General features: G+C 66.4%; 14 protein-coding genes. 2 read left to right on the top strand and 12 right to left on the bottom strand.

Features of this window, described 5'->3' with window-relative positions; translation table 11 throughout:
• Nucleotides 1–100 precede the first annotated feature (100 nt).
• The 6 genes from purU to AC0J5K_RS17930 form a co-directional block, all read right to left on the bottom strand.
• Nucleotides 101–985, bottom strand: a complete 885-nt coding sequence (purU, locus tag AC0J5K_RS17955) for a formyltetrahydrofolate deformylase (protein WP_274565533.1) — start codon at nt 983–985, stop codon at nt 101–103.
• Nucleotides 986–1,067: 82 nt separating this feature from the next.
• Nucleotides 1,068–3,512, bottom strand: a complete 2,445-nt coding sequence (locus AC0J5K_RS17950) for a GcvT family protein (protein WP_274565534.1) — start codon at nt 3,510–3,512, stop codon at nt 1,068–1,070.
• A gap of 123 nt (nt 3,513–3,635) precedes the next feature.
• On the bottom strand, nt 3,636–5,153 hold the full coding sequence (locus tag AC0J5K_RS17945; protein ID WP_274565535.1) for an ABC transporter permease: 1,518 nt from the start codon (nt 5,151–5,153) through the stop codon (nt 3,636–3,638).
• A gap of 11 nt (nt 5,154–5,164) precedes the next feature.
• The gene (locus tag AC0J5K_RS17940) at nt 5,165–6,214 is read right to left on the bottom strand and encodes a quaternary amine ABC transporter ATP-binding protein (protein WP_048534742.1); all 1,050 of its coding nucleotides are present in this window, start codon (nt 6,212–6,214) and stop codon (nt 5,165–5,167) included.
• Nucleotides 6,215–6,284: 70 nt separating this feature from the next.
• A complete protein-coding gene (locus tag AC0J5K_RS17935) occupies nt 6,285–7,247 on the bottom strand; it encodes an ABC transporter substrate-binding protein (protein ID WP_274565536.1) in 963 nt (320 codons plus the stop codon).
• 32 nt (nt 7,248–7,279) lie between these two features.
• Nucleotides 7,280–9,601, bottom strand: a complete 2,322-nt coding sequence (locus AC0J5K_RS17930; RefSeq protein ID WP_274565537.1) for a DUF1989 domain-containing protein — start codon at nt 9,599–9,601, stop codon at nt 7,280–7,282.
• Nucleotides 9,602–9,739: 138 nt separating this feature from the next.
• On the opposite strand from AC0J5K_RS17930, the gene AC0J5K_RS17925 reads away from it, so the two are divergent.
• A complete protein-coding gene (locus AC0J5K_RS17925) occupies nt 9,740–10,768 on the top strand; it encodes a substrate-binding domain-containing protein (protein ID WP_074838251.1) in 1,029 nt (342 codons plus the stop codon).
• A 10-nt stretch (nt 10,769–10,778) separates the two neighbouring features.
• Here AC0J5K_RS17925 and AC0J5K_RS17920 read toward each other — a convergent pair whose 3' ends face one another.
• From AC0J5K_RS17920 to AC0J5K_RS17900, 5 genes are all read right to left on the bottom strand, one after another.
• Nucleotides 10,779–11,729: a 2-hydroxyacid dehydrogenase gene (locus AC0J5K_RS17920; protein ID WP_274565538.1), complete on the bottom strand. Its 951-nt coding sequence runs from the start codon at nt 11,727–11,729 to the stop codon at nt 10,779–10,781.
• A gap of 208 nt (nt 11,730–11,937) precedes the next feature.
• A complete protein-coding gene (locus AC0J5K_RS17915; protein WP_274564380.1) occupies nt 11,938–13,449 on the bottom strand; it encodes a tripartite tricarboxylate transporter permease in 1,512 nt (503 codons plus the stop codon).
• 1 nt (nt 13,450) lies between these two features.
• Nucleotides 13,451–13,891, bottom strand: coding sequence for a tripartite tricarboxylate transporter TctB family protein (locus AC0J5K_RS17910; protein ID WP_274564378.1), 441 nt, complete (start codon nt 13,889–13,891; stop codon nt 13,451–13,453).
• Nucleotides 13,879–14,805: a BMP family protein gene (locus AC0J5K_RS17905; RefSeq protein ID WP_170850587.1), complete on the bottom strand. Its 927-nt coding sequence runs from the start codon at nt 14,803–14,805 to the stop codon at nt 13,879–13,881. The genes AC0J5K_RS17910 and AC0J5K_RS17905 overlap by 13 nt, the downstream gene beginning before the upstream one ends.
• Nucleotides 14,806–14,813: 8 nt before the next feature.
• Nucleotides 14,814–15,776, bottom strand: coding sequence for a Bug family tripartite tricarboxylate transporter substrate binding protein (locus AC0J5K_RS17900; protein ID WP_074838097.1), 963 nt, complete (start codon nt 15,774–15,776; stop codon nt 14,814–14,816).
• A 258-nt stretch (nt 15,777–16,034) separates the two neighbouring features.
• Here AC0J5K_RS17900 and AC0J5K_RS17895 point away from each other — a divergent pair, with 258 nt between their 5' ends.
• A complete protein-coding gene (locus AC0J5K_RS17895) occupies nt 16,035–16,895 on the top strand; it encodes a MurR/RpiR family transcriptional regulator (RefSeq protein WP_274564372.1) in 861 nt (286 codons plus the stop codon).
• Between the two features lie 6 nt (nt 16,896–16,901).
• Here the strand turns inward: AC0J5K_RS17895 and AC0J5K_RS17890 are convergent, their stop codons facing one another.
• Entirely contained in the window at nt 16,902–17,231 is a 330-nt protein-coding gene (locus tag AC0J5K_RS17890) for an FmdB family zinc ribbon protein (RefSeq protein WP_274564370.1), read from the bottom strand.
• Between the last annotated feature and the right edge of the window lie 27 nt (nt 17,232–17,258).

Below are 17,258 nucleotides of genomic sequence, written 5' to 3'. Positions count from 1 at the left end.
ATGACTGGATCGCCGGCCCCGGCTGGAGCGCGGTTTGGTGCTGGGCATTACCCTATGTGTGCCCGGCCGGATCTGACACCGCCTGGCCGGGCCCGGGGGCTCAGCCCATGCGCTCGCTCGAATAGCTGCCGGGCGAGGCCGGAAAGACCACCGTCTTGTTGCCGTTGAGAAAGACCCGGTGGTGGGCATGGGCGTGGATCGCCCGGGCCAGCACCTGGCTTTCGACGTCGCGCCCGAGGCTGACGTAATCGGCCGCTGATTGCGCGTGGGTGATGCGCACGATGTCTTGCTCGATGATCGGCCCCTCGTCGAGATCGGCGGTGACGTAATGCGAGGTCGCGCCGATCAGCTTCACCCCACGCTCGAAGGCCTGCTTGTAGGGGTTCGCGCCCTTGAACGACGGCAGGAACGAGTGGTGGATATTGATGATCCGCCCCGACATCTTCTGGCACATCTCGTCCGACAGGATCTGCATGTAGCGCGCCAGCACGATCAGCTCGGCGCCGGTCTCCTCGACCACCTTCATGATTGCCGCTTCGGCCTGCGGCTTGTTGTCCTTGGTGACCTTGATGCAGTGGAACGGGATGTCAGCGTTCACCACCGGTTTCTGGTAATCCATGTGGTTCGAGATCACCGCCACCACCTCGACCGGCAGGGCGCCGATCCTGACCCGGTAGAGCAGGTCGTTCAGGCAATGGCCGAAACGCGACACCATGATCGCGACCTTCATCTTGCGGCTTTCGTCGTGGAATTCGTAGGTCATGCCGAAGGGCTCGGCGATCTCGGCAAAGCCTTCGGCCAGGGCCGCGAGATCCGAGCCGTTCTCGGGGGTGAAGCTGACCCGCATGAAGAAATAGCCGGTTTCCTGATCGTCGAACTGCGACGCATCGGTGATATTGCAGGTCTTTTCGGTCAGGAAGGTCGAGATCGCGGCGACGATGCCGCGGCGTGACGGGCAGGTGACGGTGAGACAGTATTTGGTCATGGGGCGATCCTGTTGGTCAAGAGTAGGCGCGCGTTGGCGGGTTGGCGGCGGGCACGGGCCATGTGCCGCGCCGCCCGGTGGGTCAGACCTTCACGCGTTCCGATTTCGGGTCGTAGAGCGGCTTGAGCGAGGCGGTGGCGGCGACGCGGCTTCCGGCGATCTCGATCTCGTAGCGCGAGGCCAGCACCTCTGCCGCGGTTTCGCCGGCGCTGGGTACATAGCCCAGACCCACGGCACCGCCGAGGTGATGGCCGTAGCTACCCGAGGTCAGAAAGCCCACGATATCGCCGTCGCGCAGGATCGGTTCGGCATGATAGAGCAGCGGTTCGGGGTCTTGCAGCAGGAATTGCACCATCCGGGTCTGCAAGCCCTGCTCGCGCTTGCGCTCCACCGCGTCGCGGCCGATGAAGGAGACGTTGTTCTTCTTGACCGCAAAGCCCAGCCCGGCCTCGAGCACGTGATCCTCGGACGAGATATCATGGCCGAAGTGGCGGAAACCCTTTTCGATCCGGCAGCTGTCCATCATGTGCAGCCCGCACAGCCGCGCGTCCATCTCGCGCCCGGCCTCGTGCAGCACCTCGAAGACATGCGCCGCCATGTCGGCAGAGACATAGATCTCCCAGCCCAGCTCGCCGACATAGGTCACGCGGTGGGCGCGGGCCAGGCCCATGCCGATCTCGATCTCCTGCGCGGTGCCAAAGGGGTTGGCGGCGTTGGAGAAATCGTTGGGCGACACCCGCTGCAACAGCGCGCGTGACTTCGGCCCCATGACGCAGATCACCGCCTCGGCGGCGGTGATGTCGGTGACCACCACGCGGTGATCGCCCACATGCCGCCGCAGCCATGTCTGATCGGCCAACCGGGTGGCGGCCGGGGTCACCACGAGGTAGGCGGTCTCGCTCAGGCGGGTGATCGTCACGTCGGCCTCGATCCCGCCCCGGGTGTTGAGCAACTGGCTGTAGACGATCTTGCCCACGGGCACCGAAAGGTTGCTGGCCGCGACATGGTTGAGAAAGGCCTCGGCGTCGGGCCCCTCGACGCGGATCTTGCCAAAGGAGGACATGTCGTAAAGCCCGACATTCTCGCGGATCGCCTTGTGTTCGCGGGCGGCATTGCCGAACCAGTTCTGCCGCTTCCACGAATATTCATAGGCCGGCGTTTGGCCGCTGTCGGCGAACCAGTTGGCGCGTTCCCATCCGGCGATCTCGCCCATCACCGCACCCTCGCGCAGCAGGGTCTCGTGCAATGGCGAGCGGCGGATGCCGCGTGCGGTGGCTTTCTGACGATAGGGGAAATGGTCGGCGTAGAGCAGGCCCAGCGTTTCCTTGGAGCGTTCGAACAGGTAGTGCCGATTGCCCTGGAACGGCTGCATCCGCGCAATGTCGACGTCGCCCAAATCGAAGGGCTTTTCGCCGCTGTCCATCCATGACGCCAGCGCCATGCCGGCGCCGCCCGCCGACTGGATGCCGATCGAGTTGAAGCCGGCGGCGACCCAGACATTGTCCATCTCGGGCGCCAGTCCCAGGTGATAGGCGTCGTCGGGGGTGAAGCTTTCAGGGCCGTTGAAAAAGGTGTGGATGCCCGCCTCGGCCAGAAGCGGCATGCGGTTCACCGCCTGTTCGAGGATCGGCTCGAAATGGTCGAAATCCTCCGGCAGCTGGTCGAACTCGAAGCTTTCGGGGATGCCTGCCATGCCCCAGGGCTTGGCCACCGGCTCGAAGGCGCCAAGCAGGATTTTCCCGGCGTCTTCCTTGTAATAGGCGCATTCCTCGGGCACCCGCAGCACCGGAAGCTGGGACAGCCCGGGAACGGTATCGGTGACGATGTAGAAGTGTTCGCAGGCATGCAGCGGCACGTTGACGCCCATCTGCCGGCCAACCTCATGGCCCCACATGCCGGCGCAGTTGACCACGTGATCGCAGGTGATTGTACCGCTTTCGCCCTCGGCCTCCCAGTGGACACCGGTGATCCGGCAGGCGTCGCGGACAAAGCCGGTGACCTTGGTTCGCTCCAGCACCTGCGCACCGCGCTGGCGGGCGCCACGGGCCATGGCCAGCGCGATATTGGCCGGGTCGCCCTGGCCGTCCTTGTCGAGATAGACCGCCGCCTTGACGTCCTCGGCATTGACATGCGGATAGCGGGTTTTCAGCTCGGCGGGGCTGATTTCCTCGACTTCGACGCCGAAGGCGCGCGCCATCGAGGCCTGGCGCAGGATTTCCTCGCGCCGCTCGTCCGACAGGGCCACGGTGATCGAGCCGTTGCGGCGAAAGCCGGTGGCGACGCCGGTCTCGGCCTCGAGCTGGCCGTAAAGCTCCTGGCTGTACTTGGCCAGCCGGGTCATGTTCTCGGTCGCGCGCAGTTGGGCGATCAGCCCGGCGGCGTGCCAGGTTGTGCCGGAGGTCAGCTGCTTGCGTTCGAGCAGCACCACATCGGTCCAGCCGAGCTTGGTCAGGTGATAGGCCACCGAACAGCCTATGACGCCGCCGCCGACAATGACGACACGGGCGTTTTCAGGGGGGAGAGCCATGGGCGAGGGTCCTTCGTTCTGGCCGCGCTGGAGGGGCGGCACCGGGGGAGGCAAGGGGAGGGCGGCAGGCGGGATCAGGGGCGATCCCGCCTTTGGGCTTCGATTGGGTCGGGGTAGCCGGGGTTATTTCTTGCCGGCGACGATCCGGTCGAGGATCAGGGCACAGAACAGGATGGCGAGCCCGGCAAGGATGCCCTGACCGGCGGCAGCGTATTGCAACGCTTCCAGCACATCCTCGCCCAGCCCCTTGGCGCCGATCAGCGAGGCCACCACCACCATCGCCAGCGACAGCAGAATGGTCTGGTTGACGCCGGCCATGATGGTCTTGCGCGCCAGCGGCAGGTCGACACGCCAGAGCAGATAGCGGGGGGTGGCGCCAAAGGCCAATGCCGCCTCGCGCACCGTCTTGGGCACCTGTTGCAGGCCCAGCACCGTGAACCGGATCACCGGCGGGCTGCCAAAGATCATCGTGGCAACCACGCCCGCAGGCTTGCCCGAGCCGATGAAGGCCACCACCGGGATCAGGTACACAAACGAGGGCATCGACTGCATGAAATCCAGCACCGGGCGCACCACCGCAAAGACCGCGGGGCGGCGGGCACAGAAAATGCCGAGCGGAATGCCCAGGGTGATCGAGATCAGCGCCGCCGCACCGAGCAGGGCGATCGTGGTCATCGCCTTTTCCCAGAAGTCGAGCAGCCCGAGATAGGCCAGCGCCGCGGCGGTAAAGATCGCCACACGGGCGCCGCCCGACAGATAGGCCAGCATCACGAAGACCAGCGCCACCACCGGCCAGGGTGTGCCCACCAGCACCACCTCGATGGCGTCGAGCAGGCTGCGCATCCCGACGGTCAGCCCGTCAAAGAAGCCGCGCCCATGGGTCTTGAGCCAGTCGAAGCCGGCCTGCACCCAGTCGCCGGTGCCAAGCCGCCAGTCGCGGTCGGTGGGAAAGGCGTTGAGCACCGGAAAGGCGTCGGGGCGGGCGAATTTCGCGGTCGAGATCACCACCACGGCCAAGGTGATCAGCCCGGCCAGCAGCATGCGCAGCTGCGACCAGCCGCTGGCCACGAGCCGGTCCGAGCGCCAGCGGGCGAACTGCCCTTCCAGCGTCCAGTTGGCAAGCGCGGCGGCGGCAAACTTGAAGGTCAGCAGAAGCCCGAGCCCCACGGCGAGATAGACAAGCCCGCTGGCATCGGCACTGTCCGCCGCGAGCCGCGCCCCCGTGAGCGCCTCTTCCAGCGAGGTCGCGGCGCGCTTCAACGCTTCGAGCGAGGCCGCGCCGGAGGTTTCCGCCGCCTCGATCTGCTGGCGGCGCAGGTCGAGCGTCTGGGCGATCTGATCGGCCCGCAGCCGGGCATCGCGGCCGAGATCGCCAAAGAGGCCAAGGCCGATCTGGATATAGGCCAGGGTTTCGAGGACCAGGAAGCCCAGGAACCACGACCAAAGCCCCCGCGCCCCGAACCAGACCGGCCCGAGCAGCCCGGCGGCGGGGTTTAGGGTAAAGGCGTAGCCGGGAGCCTGCATCATATGCGCGAAGACCCGGCGGTAATAGCCTTGCGACTGCCCGGCGAAATCCCCGACCAGCGCCTGCATGCGCGCGCTGGCGTCGGGTTTGATCTGCATCGGATCGACATGTTGCATGTTTCGTCTCCTCACGCCTGGCTGTTCTGGATGGCGCGCAGCAGGCGCGCGCGGTTGATCACGCCGACGGTATTGCCGGCGTCGGCGACGGTGACGATGCCATGGCCATCCACCGCGAGGTTCATCAGATCGCTCAGATCCATCTCGGGATGGGCAACCTTGGCGTCGCCGGGCACGCTGCCGTAGGCGGATTCAAACTCCCCCACCGGCTGCATCACCGAATGGGCGAAGATCATGTTGAGCTTGGAGATGCCGGCCACGAAATCCGCCACATAGCCGTCGGCCGGGTTGAGGATGATCTCTTCCGGGGTGCCGATCTGGACGATGCGGCCATCCTTCATGATGGCGATGCGGTGCCCGATGCGGATCGCCTCGTCCAGATCATGCGTGATGAACATCGTGGTCTTGCCCAGCTTGCGGCTGAGCTGCATGAACTGGTCCTGCAACTGCTTGCGGATCAGCGGATCGAGCGCCGAGAACGGCTCGTCCATCAGCAGGATCTCGGGGTCCGAGGCGATGGCCCGGGCCAGACCGACCCGTTGCTGCATCCCGCCCGAGAGCTCATGCGCATATTTGTCTTCCCAGCCGCCAAGCTCGACGAGATCGAGCACCCGGTCGGCCTCTTCCCAACGCCGCGCCTTGCCGGTGCCGCGGATTTCCAGCGGCATGGCAACATTGTCGCGCACCGTGCGGTGCGGCATCAGGCCGAAGTTCTGAAACACCATGGCAACGCGACGGTTGCGCAGATCGCGCAGGCCGGCATCGTCCAGGCCCATGACGTCTTCGCCGTTGATGTGGATATGTCCGGCGGTGGGCTCCAGAAGACGGTTGACGTGGCGCACCAGCGTCGACTTGCCGGACCCGGACAGGCCCATGACGCAGAACAATTCGCCGCGCTTGACCTGAAAGCTGGCATCCGCCACGCCGACGACGCAGTTGAAGCGCTCCAGCACCTGCGCCTTGGTCAGCCCCTCGTCATGGATCGCCCGAAGGGCCTCATCGGCACGTTTGCCGAAAATCTTCCAGACGCCGTTTGCGTCTATCGCTATCTCGCCGGACATGGCTTCTCCTGTCACGAATGTGGGTCGAGGGGCCTGTGGCCCCGCGAGGCCACAGGCCGGCAGACGGGGATCAGTTCAGGCCGAGCCAGCCATCGACGACCTTGCCGTTCGCCGCAAGCCAGTCCGACACCGCGGCGTCGATGTCGCGACCCTGTACCACGACCTCATAGGTCAGCTTGGACAGCTCCTCGGACTCCATGTCGATCTTGCTCAGGAAGGCGGCCGCGGCGGGGTTGCGCTCTTCCAGCGAACGCGAGTAGCCCACTGTCACGGTCTTGATCATGTCGCCGGTGGTGATCGACGACTTGTTGAACCAGTCGGCATCCTCGCCCGGTTGCACCATGGTATAGGCGGCCTCGTCATAGGCCGGTTCCTCGATCATGGTCACGTCATAGAGCGCGTGCACGTAGTGCGGCGAATAGCAATAGAAGACCACGCCCTGCTTCCGGTCGATGGCGTCATTCAGCCGGGCATAGAACACCGCCTCGTCCTCGGTCGAGGGGTCGAGAAAGGTCTCGATGCCATAGTCGCGCACCTTGACCTTGTGCACATTGGTCGAGGCCCAACCGGAGCCGCCGACCCAGATCTCGCCCTTGCCGTCGCCGTCGGTGTCAAAGAGATCCTGCGCCATTGGGGTGGCCAGATCGAAGATCGAGCGGATGTTGTGCTCTTCGGCCATGTAAGTGGGCGTGCAGAACCCGGTGCGGCCCTCGTAGCTGCCCGACGACAGGGCGACGGTGCCTTTCTGTTCGACGTATTCCTTGCGGAAGGATTCGTGGTTTGGCAGCCAGACATCGGGATGCACGTCGATATCGCCGCGGCCGCCGTCCATGGCGGCAAAGATCACCGCGTTGGCGCCCGGGGCATAGCCGGCCTCGCCGCCAAGCCGGGTTTCGATCACCTGGCCGATGACGCGGCTCATCACCTTGGCACCGGGCCAGCTGGGTTCGCCGACCATGACCTTTTCCTGCGCCAGCGCGCCGGTGCCGAGGGTCAGGGCCGCAAGGGCGGTCAATGTGGAAAGTGCTTTCATCGTGGGTCCTCTCAGGTTGGGTTTATGCGCTCTCAGGCGCGCGCCCGCTTGCGTTGCGGGTCTAGGAAGGGAATGTCGGAAACCGTGGCGCCAAGGCGTTTCATCCGGCCGTCAAGCTGGCCGATGTCCAGCCGGGCGCCGTTTTCGGCATGTTCCACGCCCAGCCGCGCCATGGCGATGGCATGGCCCAGCGTGGGCGAGCGGGTGGCCGAGGTGACGACGCCCACCTGGCGTTCGCCGTCGAGCACCGGGCTGCCGTGATGCGGCACGTCCGGCCCGTCCAGCAGCAGCCCCTTGAGCACCCGGCGCGGGTCTTGCGCGTTGCGCTCCAGTGCCGCCTTGCCGGTGAATTCGGGTTTGGTCAGATCGACGGCAAAGCCCAGCCCGGCCTCGAAGGCATCGACGCCCGGCGCAAATTCGGCATCTGCGGCCGCCAGCCCGGCCTCGATGCGGATGGTGCCCAGAGCCTCGGAACCCATCGGCGTGATCCCGAACTCCTCGCCCGCCGCCATCACCGCGTCCCAGATCGCCACCGCGTCGGATTTGGCACAGAAGATCTCGTACCCCAGCTCGCCGGTATAGCCGGAGCGCGACAGCATGAAGGGCGCGCCTTCGCGGTCGTTGAGCCGGGCCACGGTTACGCCGAACCATTTGAGATGGTCCATTGCCGGCACATGCGGCTGGGTAAAGACGATCTTGCGCAGCAGATCGCGCGATTTCGGCCCCTGAATCGCCAGGTTCGGCATGGCGCCGCCCATGTGATGGATGCGGACCTGCAACCCCAGTTCCTGCGCCAGCGTTTCCAGCACCCGGCCGCTTTCCTCCGATCCGCAGCACCAGCGGAACAGGTCATGGCCCAGCCGGAACAGGGTGCCGTCATCGATCACCGTTCCGGCCGCATCGCACATCAGCGTGTATTGCCCACGCCAGACCGCCAGCTTGGCGACATTGCGGGTGGTCGCGCGCTGCAACAGCGTTTCGGCATCCGGGCCGACGATGTCGTATTTGCGCAGCCCGCTCATGTCCTGCACGGTCACCGCCTCGCGGCAGGCCCAGTATTCGCCGGTTGCGCCCGCCGCCGGAAAGCTGACCGGCGCCCAGAGATCGCGCGCGGGGGCGAAATTGTGGGTCATCGGTTCCAGCCGTTCGTGGAAGGCGGAGGTCTGCGAGATGGTCATCGGGGCGTCTTCCTTTTCGCGATACGCTACGGCGCGGCGCAGGGGGGTGTCAGGGCGATAGATGCGCACATGCACATCGGTGGGATTCCAGCCGTTGATCGGATCGACGTCGTCGGGGCAGGCGGTGGAGACGGCGACCAGATCCTCCAGCGCGCGCATGGCAACGTAATCGCCGGGCCGCGAATGCGATTCCTCGGTCATGATGTTGTGGCTGTGCAGGTCGATCCAGGTGTTCCAGAAGAAGTTGATCGCCGGCCAGGCCGCGCGCGGCGCCACGCCATAAGGCGCCAGCGCCCGCGAGATATTGTCGGAGCAATTGACATGGCCGGGAAAGCCGCGCTCTTCATAGCCGCGCGCGGTGCAGGCCAGGCCAAAGGTGTCATGCCGGCCGCAGGTGTCCTGCACCACGTTCAAGAGCGGCCGCATGTCGCGGTCAAAGAACTTGTCGAGCAGCCCGGGGCCGGGATAGGCACGCCGCACCATCGACCGGGTGGCGGTGCCGTCGATCATCAGCTCTTCGCCGCGGTCGAGACCGTCGCTGCGAAAGGCGGTGAAGTCCGAGCATTGCTGGCCCTCGATGTCGATGATCTGGACGAATTCGCCCTGTTTCACCTCATAGGCCATCGCCGTGCCGCGCGGCACGGTGAATTCGTCGCGGGTGTCGCCGAGCAGCGGCGGCAGCAGCGGTGACTGGCCCGCTGCGCGCTTGAGGCTGACGGTGACGCTGCCGCCGGCCGAGCCGTCAACCAGCGCCTCGGGTTGAAGCGGGCGGAGAATCCAGACCGTCACCGCCGCGTTCGCCTTGAGCAGCAGCGGTTCGGCCAGCGGCGCGGGGCAGGCGGCCGGGATCGGCGCCGTGGCATCGCCGCCCTGGGCGACAATCCAGCCGGTCAGCACCCCGGTGTCGCTGGCGACAAGGGCAAGCGGGCCGTCCGGTTTCAGGCCGAGCGTGTCCAGCGCCGGGCGGCCGGCGGCATCGAAGGCAACGATCTGCGCGCCACCTGCGGGAGCCTCGATCGACAAGAGGTCGCCGGCGCGAAGATCCTGGCGCAGCGCCTCACGTGGGGCGAGACGGCGCAGGTGCGTCTGCAATGGCGCGGGGAACCCCGGGAAGGATCTGGCCTGGCTGCGAAAGCCCATGTTGTCGAAATCACGAAGGACTGCGTATTGGGTCATATTCTGGCCGATTCTCGTTTTGTAACTGGTTACAGAGTGAATGAAACTAGTTACATCCGTCAAGTGGGTGTATAACGAAGTTGAAAATTGGCAGCGGACCGCGGAGTGTTGCTGCTCGGGCAGGCAGAGGGGGTCAAAATGAAGGCACAGCGCAAACGCGCCAATCTGCGCGACGTCGCGGCGGCGGCGCAAGTTTCAGTGGCAACCGTGTCGCGGGTGATGAACGCGCCGGAAACCGTGGCCGAGAAAACCCGCGCTCGGGTCGAGCAGGCGATGCAGGAGCTGCGCTGGCTGCCGAGTGCCGCGGCGCGGGCGATCAATTCGGGCCGCACCCGCTTTGTCGGCGCGCTGGTGCCGACACTGGAACACGACATTTTCGCCCGCGTGCTGGCCGGGCTCGAACGCCAGTTGGCCAGCCACCGCTTGTCGCTGGTGGTTGCGACCACCGACGACGATCCCCGGATCGAGGCCGAAAAGGCGCAAGGCCTGATCGATATCGGCGCCGAGGGGCTGATGGTCTCGGGTATGACCCACACGCCGGAGTTCTTCGGGCTGATCGAGCGCGGGCAATTGCCGGCAATCGCGATCTCCTGTTTCGATCCCGACTACCGGCTGCCAACCATCGGTTATGACAACACCGCCGCCGCGCGGGCGGCGCTGGACCACCTGGCCGATCAGGGCCATCGCCGGATCGCGGTGGTACATGGCCCGAGCAATCTGAACGACCGCACCCGGGCGCGGATCGAAGCCCTGGCCGGCCACCGCCCCGAAGTCGATCTGGTCTATCATGAGGTGCCGCTGTCGATCGCCGGCGGCTGCGCGGCAGGGCAGGCGGTGCGGACGGCGGCGGCGCGCACCAGCGCCGTGCTCTGCCTGTCAGACGTGCTGGCCTCGGGCGTCCTGTTCGAATTGCAGCGCGCGGGCATCGCCGTGCCCGGGCAGATCTCGCTCATCGGGGTGGACGATCTGCCCGGCTCGGAGCATCTCTATCCCGAGCTGACCACCGTTCACCTGCCGGTGTCGCGCATGGGCCTGGCCGCCGCCGATGCGCTGGCCGGATGGGTCGAGACCCAGACCGTGCCGCAGCCCCGGCTGCTCGAGATCGAATTGATGGTCCGCGCCTCGACCGGGCCGCCCGGACGACTGAACGGCCAGCCAGCCGCCTAGCGGGCCGTCCTCAGACCACCCGGCAGGGCAGCTCCTTGCCGGCAAAGAAGGCGTCGAGATTGTCGGCCGCCACATGCCCCATGGCGGTGCGCACCTCTTGGGTGGCCGATCCGATATGCGGCAGCAGGGTGACGGTCTCCATCTCGCGCAACGCCTTGGGCACCTCGGGTTCCTCGGCAAAGACATCGAGCCCGGCACCGGCGATGCGCCCCCGGGCCAGCGCTTCGATCAGGGCATCCTGATCGACACTGTCGCCCCGGGCGGTGTTGATCAGATAGGCCGAGCGCTTCATGCAGGCGATATGCGCGGCCGTCACCAGCGGCGCCGCCCCGCCCCCCGGCACATGCACAGACACCACGTCGGCCGCCGCCATGACCGCCTCGATGCTCTCCAGCCGCCGCGCCTCGAAGCCGAGTTCGCCGACCGGCGAACGGTTGTAATAGACGATCTCCATGCCGAACCCGGCTGCCGCCCGGCGCGCGGTGGCCCGGCCGATGCGGCCCATGCCGATGATGCCCAGCACCTTGCCCTGAATGCTTGTGCCCAGCCCGTCGACAATCGAGAACCCGCCCCAGCGGCCCGCGCGCAGCATCTTTTCGGCGGCAAAGGCGCGGCGGGTGGCCGACAGGATCAGCAACATGGCGGTGGCATCGGTCAGCACGTCCGGCGTGTTCGAGACGGCAATGCCCGCATCCCTGGCGGCCTCGGTGTCGATATTGGAAAAGCCGACACCGACATTGGCGATCATCCGCACCCGGCACCCCTCGGCCTGCAACATCCCGGCCGCGATCCGATCGCTGACCGTCGGCACCAGGGCGTCTTGGTCGCGCATCGCTGCGGCCAGCGCCGCTGCCGGCATCGGCCGGTCGCTCGGGTTGAAGGTTGCGTCATAGTCGGCCGTCAGCCGCGCTTCGACCGGATCGGTCAGCTTTCTCGTCACCAGAATTCTGGGTTTCGCCATCGGGGTCCTCGTGGTCTTGCTGTCCCGGAGATTGCCCGGACCTCCGCCCGATTGTCGATGGCAAATCCCCGGTGGCAAATCCCCGGTGGCAAATCCCCGGTGGCAAATCCCCGGTGGCAAATCCCCGGTGGCAAATCCCCGGTGGCAAATCCCCGGTGGCAAATCCCCGGTGGCAAATCCCCGGTGGCAAATCCCCGGTGCGGCGCGCTCAGGCGCGGCGCCGCACCGCCAGCCGGCCCGAAGCCAGCCAGGACCGCCACGGCAGCACGGAGGCAGCCAGCAACAGGACTGCCACCCCAAGCAGCAGGGCACTGCCCGGCCGGGTCAGGAACACGCTCGGATCGCCACGCGACAAGAGCATGGCGCGGCGGAAAAATTCCTCCATCATCGGGCCCAGCACGAAGCCGATCAACATCGGAGCCGGCTCGAAGCGGAACAGCCGCAGCACATAGCCGATCAACCCGAAGAGCAGCGTCATCCAGACATCGGTGAGCGAATTCGAGATGCTGAAGACGCCGACACAGATCAGCACGATCACCGTCGGATAGAGGTAGTGATGCGGCACCCGCAGGATTCGCACCCAGAGGCCGATCAACGGGATGTTGAGGATCAGCAGAAAGATGTTGCCGAAGACAAAGCTCACCACCAGCCCCCAGAAGAGCTCGGGGTGTTCCGAGATCAGCCGCGGCCCCGGCGTGATGCCATGGATCATCAGCGCGCCAAGCATCAGCGCCATGGTGGTGGAGCCGGGAATGCCCAGGGTCAGCGTCGGGATAAAGGCGGTCTGGGCGGCGGCGTTGTTGGCGGATTCCGGCACCACCACGCCCTCGATCGCGCCGGTGCCAAAGCTGGCGCCGCGCTTGTTGACGCGTTTTTCCAGCGCATAGCCCACAAAGCTTGCCACCGTCTGGCCGGTGCCGGGCAATGTGCCGAAGAAACTGCCGACGGCCGAGCCGCGCAGTGCCGGCATCAGGCTCCGCAACCATTCCCGCGCAGTGGGCAACATCGAGCCGGTGAGCCCGGCGCCGGCATAGCTCTTGGTGGCGCCGCGCAAGGAAACCATGACCTCGGAAATGCCAAAGAGGCCCATGGCCACGACGACAAGCGACACCCCGTCACGCAGCTCCTGGAAACCGCCGGTAAAGCGGGTCTCGCCCGAGTTCACATCGACGCCGACGGTGCCCAGCAGGATGCCGAGGCAGACCATCATCAGGCCCCTGACCGCACCGGTGGAATTGACGATCGAGGCTGCCACCAGCCCCAGCACCATGACCGAGAAATACTCGGCCGGCTGAAACAACAGGGCGAACTCGGCCAGTTTCGGCGAGAGCAGCACCATCACAACCACGCCGAAGAGCGCGCCGAACATCGAGGCCATGGCGGTGGCAAAGAGCGCCACCCCGGCGCGGCCCTGCTGCGCCATCGGGTAGCCATCGAGACAGGTGACCGAGGCCGAGGGCGTGCCGGGGATGTTGAGCAGGATCGAAGCGATCGATCCGCCGTATTCGGCGCCGTAATAGACCCCGGCCAGCATCACCAGCGCGGTTTCCGGCGGCAGATAGAAGGACACCGGCAACAGCATGGCGACGGCGGCCAGCGGACCGACGCCGGGCAGCACCCCGATGAAGGTGCCGAGGAAGACCCCGACAAAGCAATACATCAGGTTCTGAGCCGTCGCCGCCGTGGCGAGGCCGAGCGAAAGATTGGCGAGCAGGTCCATGTCAGAGTCCCCTGATGGCGATGAAAGGAATGCCGAGCCCCAGAACGAAGATCAGCCAGACGGCCAGCGCGACACCCAGCGCCAAGAGGATGCGGTAGCGCCAGCGAAAGCCGGGAATGACCGCGCCGGTGGCCAGCACCGTCATGGCGGTGGCGGGCAGTACCCCGGCCAGCGGCGTGAAGAAGGCAAAGGCCGCGACGCCGCCGACCACCCCCAGCACCGCCATCGGGTCGGGCGGGCCGGGGGCGAGGGGCTGGCGCAGGTTCTGCACCAGCCCGATCAGCGCCAGAAGGCATAGCAGGCCGCCCACCAGCAGCGGAAAGGCTCCGGGGCCCATCCGCCGGAATGACCCCAGATCGAGCGCGGTCAGGGCGCCGAGGACAAAAAACAGCCCCGCTGCCAGCATCAGGACCGGGCCGATCTGGGGAATCAGCCGTCGCATGCGACGCGCTCCGGCGTGAATTCCGGCCCTTCGTAGCTGTCGGGGATGGCAATGCGGCCGGCGCGCAGGTCCGCTGCCGCCTGTGCCACGGCCTCCCGCGCGGGCTCCGGCACATCGGCGCCGAGGCGGAGCGAGACGACATCGCCTTCCCCCAGCCCGAATTCGACGATCCCGGGCGGCACCTGGCCCGCCACCATATCGGAAATCGCCCGTTCGACGCCAAGGTCGATGCGCGCCAGCGCCGAGGCGAGGAAGACCTCGGGATCGGTCTCCACCCAGTCGAGCGCATTGCCGATCTGGCGCGCGCCGCCGGCGCGGCAGGCCTCGATCGCGCCGCGCCGGGCGCCGTTGAGCATGGTAAAGAGCACATCGACGCCGGCGGCGATCTCGGCCTCGGCCCAGGCGCGGGTGACGGAATTGTCATCCTGGGTGCCACAGAACCCGGTGAGCACCTTCACTTCGGGTCGGGCGTGGGCGACCCCGGCAAGAAAGGCCGCGCGCCCCTTCAGCCCCGGGCGAACCCGGTGGCCCGAGAGATGGCCGACAATGCCGCTTCGGGTGACATGGGCCGCCAGCACACCGGCGAGAAAGGCGGAATCCTCCTGCCGCACGTCATAGCTGGCGAGGTTAGTCCCCGTCTTCTGCCCCTGGACAATGGCAAAGCGGGTGTCGGGATGGGCCGCTGCGGCCTCCGGTGTGGCAATATTGCCTTGGCCGCCGATAAAGACCAGCCCGTCGACCTTGGGCACGACCTCGGCCATCCGGGCGCGAATGGCGTCCTGCTCATAGCGCACGCCCGAGATCACCGAGATCTCGGCAACCCCTTGCGCGGCGGCGCGTTCAGCGCCTTGCAGGGCGCTGGCGTTAAAGCCCGCGTCCTGCACCTCGCCCACGAAGAAAACGGCGATTTTCATCTTGGCACTCATTGGGTTGCCGCCTGCACCAGGGGCGTCCATTGGGCCAGCTGCGCCTCGACATAATCGGAGAATTCGGCGCTGGACTTGGGGGCGCGGATCAGGCCCCAGCTGTCGAATTGCGCCATGACCTCGGGATCGGCCATCGCCTCCGAAAGCGCCGCGTCCAGCTTGTCCTTGACCGCGTCGGGCACGCCGGCCGGCGCGCTGACCCCCAGCCAGTTCTCGGCCAGGATGTCAAAACCGGCTTCGCGGAAAGTCGGCACATCGGGCAGGGTTGCGATCCGTTCGGGCGCCGAGACCGCAAGCGGGATGGCGGTGCCCTCCTCGACCGCCGGCAGGTTCTGCGGCACCGCGTCAAAGATCGTCGGCACCACCCCGCCCATGAAATCGAGCCGCATCGGCCCCGAGCCCTTGTAGGGGATGTGGAACAGCTCGACTCCGGTTTCGTCCTGGAACTGTTCGGCGATGATATGCCCCCAGGAGCCGACGCCGGAGCTGCCGTATTCGAACTTGCCCGGCTCGGCCCGGGCCATCTCGAGGAAACCCGTCAGATCCTCGGCGCCCAGCGAGGGCGTGGCAAAGAGGCCGAGGTGCACGGTGCCGACATAGGTGATGTGGTCGAAATCGGCGATCGGATCATAGGGCGTGTCGGGAAAGCGGATCGGCGCCACGTTGAACGGCGTCAGGTTCGACAGCATCAGCGTATGGCCATCGGGCGCAGCCTGTTGCAGCGCCGAAGCCGCGACGGTGCCGGCGGCGCCGGGCTTGTTCTCGACGACGAACTGCTGGCCAAGACTGGCCGAAAGCTTTTCTGACAGGAGCCGTGCCACCAGATCCGACGAGCCGCCCGGCGGGAAGGAGACGAGGATGCGGACCGGGCGCTCAGGCCAGGGGGTTTCGGCGCTGGCGGGCAGGGCCAGTGCAGTGAGAGCGAGGGCTGCCGAGGCAAGAAGAGTGCGGCGGTACATGGGGTTTCCCTTCCGTGGATTGATGAAACCATGGTTCCACAACTCTTGAAATTCACAAAGAAAAGAAATCACAGTTTCACGAATTTGACCCATCGGAACCCGAATTTCGCGCAAATTCCGGGCGTTGCGGCGGGTGTCTGGCGGGTTGTTGGGCGGAAACCGGGTGAAAATCGTCACATTCACGGTGCGAATCAGCGGCAGAGACCGGGCTGCGCGGCAAAGCTTGTCACGCCCGGGCGGCTGGCGCAAAGTGGCACCATGGAACCACAGTTTCACGATGACCCGCCTGCGAGCTTTCTGCCCCGGATTCGGACGGCGCTTCCCGATCTGCACCGTGCCGAGCGGCGACTGGGCAATTTCCTGCTCGATTTCCCCGGCGATCTCGCCTCCTACGACGCGCAGGAGCTGGCCCGGCTCAGCGGCGTTTCCAAGGCCACGGTCTCGCGTTTCGTGCGGCGGATCGGCTTCGAGAACTACGAGGCCGCCCGCCGCGCTGCCCGCGAGGAACGTCAGACAGGCTCGCGGCATTTCCTGGCCCATGCCGAGGACTTGCCGACCGAAGACCCGCTGTCACAAAGTCTCCAGCAGGAAATGAACAATGTCGCCTGGACTTTCGAGCGCCTCGCGCCCGCCGATCTCGACGCGCTGGCCGAGGCCACGCTGTCGGCGCGCCGGGTCTGGCTGATCGGCTATCGCATCAGCCGGGTCTTCGCGGATTATCTTTACTGGCAGCTGCTCAAGGTGATCCCCTCGGCCAGCGTGCTGCCCCAGGCCGGCGAGAGCCTTGGCGAATACGCCGCCGAAATGTCCCCCGACGACCTGGTCATTCTGACCGCCCTGCGCCGCCGCGCCGCCAATACAGAGCCCTTGCTCGCCGAACTGGCCCGGATCGGCGTCACCACCGTGGTGATCAGCGATGACGGCATGGCGCCCGACGCCCGCGCGGCCTGGCATTTCCGCTGCCGGATCGAGACCTCCAGCCCGCAGTTCAACCATGCCTCGGTGTTCTCGCTCTGCCACCAGATCGTGACCCGCACCACCCTCAAGGCCGGCAGCGACGGGCGCCGGCGGCTCCGCGAGATCGACGAGGCCAACGAACGGCTGGGCGAGGTGCGGTAGCCTGCCCTAGTGAGAGATCATCCAGGGCCGGGCCGAGGGAAAGCTCTTGGCGCCGTCGGGCCGGTGCAGGGTGCGCGAGGGCTTCTTCCTGCCCGAACAGCAGCCGCAGCCCGGCCCGTGGCTGCGGGTCGATTTCGGCGAATGCGCGGCGCGTTCGTTGGTGGCAAAGGCGGTGCGGCGGGCGCTGTCCATATTGGCCAGGATCGGCGCGCGCAACAGCGCACGGGGCGCCGAGGCACCGCAGTCGGGACAATCGCAGGGCTGGTCGAAATTGGCCATGCTGGTCTGTTCGGTGAACGGGCCGCAGGTGTCGCAGAGGTAGTCGTAATAGGGCATGAAAGCCTCCTGAAGCGGATGGGGCGG

The organism is Marinovum sp. E3 (assembly GCF_055755275.1).
Note: the sequence above shows the minus strand (reverse complement) of the source record. Positions and strands in the feature narration are given on the sequence as shown.

Excerpts from the sequence above, each read along its gene's own strand:
- purU (WP_274565533.1), bottom strand. The coding sequence starts at position 985 with ATGACCAAATACTGTCTCACCGTCACCTGCCCGTCACGCCGCGGCATC.
- AC0J5K_RS17950 (WP_274565534.1), bottom strand. The coding sequence starts at position 3,512 with ATGGCTCTCCCCCCTGAAAACGCCCGTGTCGTCATTGTCGGCGGCGGC.
- AC0J5K_RS17945 (WP_274565535.1), bottom strand. The coding sequence starts at position 5,153 with ATGCAACATGTCGATCCGATGCAGATCAAACCCGACGCCAGCGCGCGC.
- AC0J5K_RS17940 (WP_048534742.1), bottom strand. The coding sequence starts at position 6,214 with ATGTCCGGCGAGATAGCGATAGACGCAAACGGCGTCTGGAAGATTTTC.
- AC0J5K_RS17935 (WP_274565536.1), bottom strand. The coding sequence starts at position 7,247 with ATGAAAGCACTTTCCACATTGACCGCCCTTGCGGCCCTGACCCTCGGC.
- AC0J5K_RS17930 (WP_274565537.1), bottom strand. The coding sequence starts at position 9,601 with ATGACCCAATACGCAGTCCTTCGTGATTTCGACAACATGGGCTTTCGC.
- AC0J5K_RS17925 (WP_074838251.1), top strand. The coding sequence starts at position 9,740 with ATGAAGGCACAGCGCAAACGCGCCAATCTGCGCGACGTCGCGGCGGCG.
- AC0J5K_RS17920 (WP_274565538.1), bottom strand. The coding sequence starts at position 11,729 with ATGGCGAAACCCAGAATTCTGGTGACGAGAAAGCTGACCGATCCGGTC.
- AC0J5K_RS17915 (WP_274564380.1), bottom strand. The coding sequence starts at position 13,449 with ATGGACCTGCTCGCCAATCTTTCGCTCGGCCTCGCCACGGCGGCGACG.
- AC0J5K_RS17910 (WP_274564378.1), bottom strand. The coding sequence starts at position 13,891 with ATGCGACGGCTGATTCCCCAGATCGGCCCGGTCCTGATGCTGGCAGCG.
- AC0J5K_RS17905 (WP_170850587.1), bottom strand. The coding sequence starts at position 14,805 with ATGAAAATCGCCGTTTTCTTCGTGGGCGAGGTGCAGGACGCGGGCTTT.
- AC0J5K_RS17900 (WP_074838097.1), bottom strand. The coding sequence starts at position 15,776 with ATGTACCGCCGCACTCTTCTTGCCTCGGCAGCCCTCGCTCTCACTGCA.
- AC0J5K_RS17895 (WP_274564372.1), top strand. The coding sequence starts at position 16,035 with ATGGAACCACAGTTTCACGATGACCCGCCTGCGAGCTTTCTGCCCCGG.
- AC0J5K_RS17890 (WP_274564370.1), bottom strand. The coding sequence starts at position 17,231 with ATGCCCTATTACGACTACCTCTGCGACACCTGCGGCCCGTTCACCGAA.